A 6,080-nucleotide genomic window follows, 5' to 3' on the forward strand; every position below is an offset into this window, starting at 1 on the left:
GCGAAGGAGAAGCAGGCCAAAATCGCGAAATTTGCCGAGGTTCGTCCAGATCATGGTGGGGGTGGAAGGTTAGAGAGTAGCGGTTTGCACACCGGACGAGTATAGGGAAAACTGCGGAGCCTGTCGAACGGCCCGCCCTCAAGTCGGGAGGATCAGGAGAGTAGGTCGCGCGGCGCGGGCCGCGAATGCGAGGGGCGACTGCGCTACTGCACCGGTTCGGCCCTTCATTTTCATCTGTTCTCAATGGCAGAGCGTTGCAGGTCTAGGAGGCGGCCCGTTGTATATAATCAGTCTAAATAAGCAAAATCCCCATCCGCCGTGTCCTTTCCTGCCTCGTGGCGCCCGCCCGCCGTGGTCGGAACGCTGATTCTGTCGGTGCTCCTTCTCGTTGCGGGATGCTCGGACGATCCCATCCTGGGCCCGAACGACGGCAAAGAGCAGGAGGGCGGAAGCTACAGCACCATCAAACGCCTCGCGCCGTCCGACTCCGCGACCTCGCCCGCCCCGAACCCCGAGCGCTTCTAGTCCCGCCTCCGACCCGCCCGGAGCCGACTGCGGACTCTGCTCGTTCGACCCGATGCCCTCTATGCACATGCGCCGCTCCCTTCGCTTCGCCGCGGCCGCCTTCTTTGTAATTAGTCTAAATTGCAGTCCCGCGGTCGGCCAGGCCGGCGACCGGGGGCGTGTCGCCGGACAGGTGGTCACCGCGACCACCGAACGCCCAATTCCCACCGCCACGGTGGCCCCGCTGGGGCGAGCCGATTCGCGCGGAACCGTCACTGACGGCGAGGGCCGGTTCGTCCTGGAGGATCTGCCGGCCGACTCGGTGACGCTTCGGGTGCGACACGTGGGCTACGTGACGACGACCCGCTCGGTTCGCGTGCGGGCCGGAACGACGACCCGTCTCACCGTGCGGCTCGAGAGCGCGACCGTCGAGCTCTCGGGGCTCGAGATTACCGGCACCACCCGGGGCGCCCGCGCCGCCATCCCGGGGGCGGCCTCGCGGGTCGACGCCGCCGCCCTGGAGCGGATGGATCCCATCGGCACGCAGGCGGCGCTCGCCCACGTGCCCGGCGTCTACGGCCTGTCGGACGACGGCATGGCCCAGACCCGCATGTCGGTGGGCATCCGGGGCCTGCAGCCGCGTCGCACCCAGCGGGTGCTGGTGATGGAGGACGGCATGCCCATCCAGCCGGCCCCCTACGTCTTCTCGCCGCTCTACTACAACCCGCCCATCGAGCGCATCGAGGAGATCGAGGTCATCAAAGGCAGCGCCACGATTCGGCACGGCCCGCAGACGATGGCCGGGGTCATCAACTACGTCACCAGTCGGCCGCAGCGCCGCTCTCCGGGCGGCACGCTCGAGGTCACGCCCGGCACCAACGGCTACGTGAGCGCCTTCGGCGAGCTCGGCGGCTTCGGCACCGACGCGGTCCACCCGCAGGTGCAGTTGGTCGTGAAGCGGGGCGAGGGCTTCCGCGAAAACAACGACTTCCGCCAGGTCAACGGCACCGCGAAGCTGCAGGCCTCCCTCGGGGACAACCGGTCCCTCTACGTGCGCACCAACCTCGACTACGAGCGCCTCAACGCCACCTACACCGGCCTCACGCCCTACACCTTCGACACCGACCCCGACTTCAACCCGAAGGACGACGACCTCTACCAGATCTACCGGGCCTCGCTGGGGACGATCTACAACCGCCGCTACGGCGACGCCGTGCAGGGCACCACCCGGCTCTACGCCAATGTCTTCCACCGCCCGTGGTGGCGAGAGAAGGACGTGTTCGTGCGGGCCGACGACTACCAGAACCCGGACGTGGACGCCGATCCGGTACCCGTCAATACGCCGGGGCCGCTCATGCGGGTCGGCATCAGCGACGCCGTGGACCGGGCCCTTACGCTGGACGACGCGCCGTACTTCGGCAACGTCCGCACCTTCTACGTCACGGGCGTGGAGCACGCCGTCGACGTCCAGCACGGCCTCTTCGGGCAGGAGGCCGACCTGGAGGTGGGCGGCCGCCTGCACTGGGAACGGTTCCGCGACGACCGAAAGATCAGCGACGAGGTCGGGAGGCGCGAGGGCGTCTTCTTTCGGGGCGACCTGTCGGACCCGGACCCGGTGACGATCATCGGGGGCAGTTCGATCTACGAGACGCGCGCCCTGTCCCTCTACGCGCTGGAGGACGTGCAGTGGGGCCCGCTCCGCCTCTCGCCCGGCGTTCGGCTGGAGATCTTCGAGCAGTCCCAGATCGACCGCTTAAACGGCAGCCAGTACCGCGACCAGACGAGCGTGGTGCCCCTTCCCGGCCTCGGGTTCAACTGGATCCTCGGCCGCCCCGATCTGGGCCCCACGCTCGGAGAGAGCGACGTCCGGCTCTTCGGCGGCGTCCACCGCGGCTACACGCCGCCCTCCAGCGCCACCTTCGCCATCGTGGGCTTCGATCCCCCCGGCGCCACCGGCTCGGGCGACGGCGGGTTCGACCTGCAGGCCGAAAAGAGCTGGAACTCGGAGCTGGGCGTGCGGGGCCGCTCGGAGGCCGGACAGTTCGAGGTCACCGGCTTCTACCTCTACGTCGAGGACCTCGTGGGCGGCCGCACGAGCTTCCAGCAGAACCTGGGCGTGGTGCAGAGCTACGGCCTGGAGGCCCGGACGCGGATTGACGGGGGCGCCTTCGCCGGGCCGCTCCCCGCCCTCGACGTGTCCTACACCTACCTACACTCGGAGGTAGTGAGGGGGATCATCTCCAGCGCCATCGACGGCCTGCCCCAGGACATTAGCGGCAACGAGCTGCCGGCGGCGCCCTCCCACAAAGCCACGGCGGAGCTGTCGAACCGCTTTCCGGAGATCGGCCTCCGCCTGTCGACCACCCTCAGCTACACGGGCCGCTTCTACACCGACCTCGAAAACCTGGAGACCACGACCAACCGGGGCGAGCGGGGCCCGGTCCCCGCACACGCAGTCCTCGACGCCAGCGTCACCTACGACCACTCCGACGCCCTGAGTGTCCAGCTCACCGCCAAGAACGTGACCGACAACGTGTACATCGGCTCGCGGCTGCACTCCAACCCCAGCCAGCCGAGCGCCAACCTGAGCACCGGGATCATCCCCGGCGCCCGCCGACAGATCAATCTCTCGATCCAGTACGACTTCTAGAATCACGCATCCCCCTCCCGACTCCGGAGGGGGTGCGCGTTTTCACTCTGACACCCACAACTACGCACACCCTCCTATGCGACGTTCCTTCTTTGGGTACACACACCTGCTTCTCGTCCCACTCCTCGCCGTAGGGCTGGTCCTGACCGGCTGCGACAGCAACGGCTCGAATGGCATCGGCAACGGCAACGGCGACGGCGACAACGGCTCCACCACGTTCGAGTACCCGTCCGACACCTACGGAGCGGAGACCGTCGTGAACCTGCTGGCCTTCGACCTCGGCGTGCGGGTCGGGAACGCGTCGGACAACTCCGAAGCCGTTCTCGATGAGCTGTACACGGGCACCATCGACGACAAGACGGTCCCGACCTCGGGCATCTCGGCCCAGCAGAGCACCTACGGCGACATCGCGGGCGGGGTTGATCTCTCGTCGCTGACGGACGATGCCCCCCTCCTGCGGAGCCAGGCCCTAGAAAGTGGCGACTCCCCCACCCCCGGGTCGGCGGTGACGACGGACCAGTTGCTCGGGTTTTACCTGCAGCAAGCCGGGGCGAATGACGTCACTACGACCGACAACGGCATCGTCCTGAGCCAGTTCGCCGAGAAGATGCTGCTGGGCACGCCCATCTACGGTCAGGGAGCAGCCATCCTGAGCGACTTCGCCGACGGAACTGTCTCCTCAAATCGGGCCGAGCAGTGGGACGCGGCCTTCGGCTACTTCGGCTTCCCGCGCACCCTGGAGCCGTTCCTCGACTACAGCGACGGCGACGAGGGCCTAGCCGACGGCAACGTTGCGCGCGACGTGGACGGCAACGGCTCGGTCGACCTCACGAGTGAGTACGTCTACACCTGGGCCAGCTACGCCATCGAGCGGGCCGCCACCGCCGAGAACAACGGTCAGCCCAACGACTTCGCCCGGAATGCCTTCGAGGCGCTCGTTCAGGGTCGGGAGGCCATCGAAAATGGAGAGGACCCCTCCGGCCAGGCCCAGACGGCCCTCGAGGCCTGGGAGGCCACCGTGGCGGTCAACGTGATTCACTACATCAACTCCATGGAAAGCAACCTGGAGGACGTCAGCGGGCAGCTTGAGCAGGGCGACGTCGGTGCGGATGCCTGGGGCGAGGCGAAGGCGTTTACCTGGAACCTGCAGTTCTACAGTGACAATCTCGACGACTCGCAGCTGAACACCATCCACGACGCCATCGGCAATGACCCGCCGTACGGCGAGCTGACGGCGGACGAATACGCGAGTGACCTCCAAGAGGCGACGGACATCCTCGCGAACGCGTACGGCTTCGACGCCAGCAACGTGGCGAACTGGTAGGCCCTGAGGGACCACGTGGTGCCGCCACCAGTGACGCACGACTGGCCGCCCCTCTCCCGTCTCCACGGGGGAGGGGCGTCGGTGTCTCTTCCTCATCGCCTCCGATTCCTCCTGTGAGCACCACGGCCTCCCCACTGACGGCCCCCGCCTCCTGGCGCCGGGGGCTCCGACGCCTCTGGGCCACGCCCGGAGCGGCGTGGGGCACCGTGGTGCTGGCCTGCCTCGCCAGCCGCCTCGCCACGCGGATCACCTATATCGAGGACCCGGACAGCCTGCGGTTCGCCCTCAGCGTGGCGGACGAGTACGACGTCGCGGCGCTGCAGCCGCACTTTCCCGGCTACCCGGTCTTCTGGGCCGCGGCGGAGCTGGTGGCCGTCCCCACCGGCAGCTTCAGCGCGGCGTTCGCCGTGGTCGGGGGACTCGCCACGGCGGGCCTGCTGTGGGCGCTCCTGCGCCTGTGGGGGCGGCCGCTCCGGTCGGTCGACGGCGCCGTGCTCACGAGCCTCGTGTTCTTCAACCCGCTGCTGTGGCTGATGGGCACCCGCTACATGCCGGACCTGATGGGCACGGCGTGGGCCTACGCCACGCTCGCCGCCCTGGTCGCGGCGCTGCGCGCCCCGTCACGGACCGCGGCCCGGCGCTGGGCCCTCGCGGGCATGGCGGGGGCGGGCCTGCTGGCCGGCCTGCGGCTGTCGTACCTGCCGCTCGTGGCGCTCCCCGTCCTCGCGGTGCTCGGGCGCATGGATCGGCGCGGGCAGTCCCTCGCCGCCGGCACCGCGGGCGTGCTCGTGTGGCTGGTGCCCCTGCTCCTCGACACCGGCGCCTGGACGCTGGTCGACGTGGCCTGGGGCCAGACGACGGGCCACTTTACGGAGTTTGGCGGCACGGTGCAGACGGCGCCCGACCTGAGCCGCCGGGTCGCGGGCCTGGTGCAGGGCCTCTGGGCCGACGGCCTGGGTGCCTGGTGGCCCGGCCGGCACGGACTCACCGGCGTGGTGGGGCTCGGTGCCCTGGGTGCGGGCGGCCTCGGCCTGCGGCGGCTGTGGCGGCGCGGGGCCGTTCACGACCGGCGCGCATGGCTGCTCGGGGCCTCGGCCCTCCTCTACGGCGCCTGGATCTTCTTCTTCCAGAACGTGATTCACAAGAGCCGCCACGTGCTGCCGCTCCTGCCCGTGGTGCTGGTGGTGCTGGCGGCGGGCGGCACGGCGCTCTGGCGCGGAGGGGCGAGCCGGTCCCGGCGGCGGGCGCGTGGGCTCCTCCTGCTCGGCCTCGGCGCGGCGTACGCCGCCGTCGCGCTGGTGCTCGCCGCCCAGCACACGGCCCCCTCCGCCGTCGCCCAGGCAAAGACCTACGTCGAACAACAGGCGGACGCCGGGTCGACGGTCCGCGTCGCCTCGGTGCCCCTCGTCAACAACTACCTGCAGGCCCAGCAGGTGGACGCCCGGTACTTCTCCGTCGAGGACTCCGCCGACGTACGGCGGCTGCGGCGGGCCGACACGGGGCGCACCCTCGTCGTGGGCACCTATTCCTCCCTGCTCGACCGCGCCCCGACCGCCACGCGGCGGTTCTACCACAACCCGCACGTCAATCGCATGTGGCCCG

General features: G+C 69.4%; 4 protein-coding genes. All 4 read left to right on the plus strand.

Annotation, left to right across the window (positions count from 1 at the left end):
- Positions 1–318 precede the first annotated feature (318 nt).
- Positions 319–525: a hypothetical protein gene (locus V5A20_RS12760; protein WP_332327497.1), complete on the plus strand. Its 207-nt coding sequence runs from the start codon at positions 319–321 to the stop codon at positions 523–525.
- Positions 526–592: 67 nt separating this feature from the next.
- Entirely contained in the window at positions 593–3,154 is a 2,562-nt protein-coding gene (locus tag V5A20_RS12765) for a TonB-dependent receptor domain-containing protein (RefSeq protein WP_332317072.1), read from the plus strand.
- A 76-nt stretch (positions 3,155–3,230) separates the two neighbouring features.
- On the plus strand, positions 3,231–4,478 hold the full coding sequence (locus V5A20_RS12770; RefSeq protein ID WP_332327498.1) for a hypothetical protein: 1,248 nt from the start codon (positions 3,231–3,233) through the stop codon (positions 4,476–4,478).
- A 113-nt stretch (positions 4,479–4,591) separates the two neighbouring features.
- A partial coding sequence (locus V5A20_RS12775; RefSeq protein ID WP_332327499.1) for a hypothetical protein occupies positions 4,592–6,080 on the plus strand: 1,489 nt, incomplete at its 3' end.

This window comes from Salinibacter sp. (assembly GCF_036626415.1).
In the GTDB taxonomy this organism is placed as follows: Bacteria; Bacteroidota; Rhodothermia; order Rhodothermales; family Salinibacteraceae; genus Salinibacter.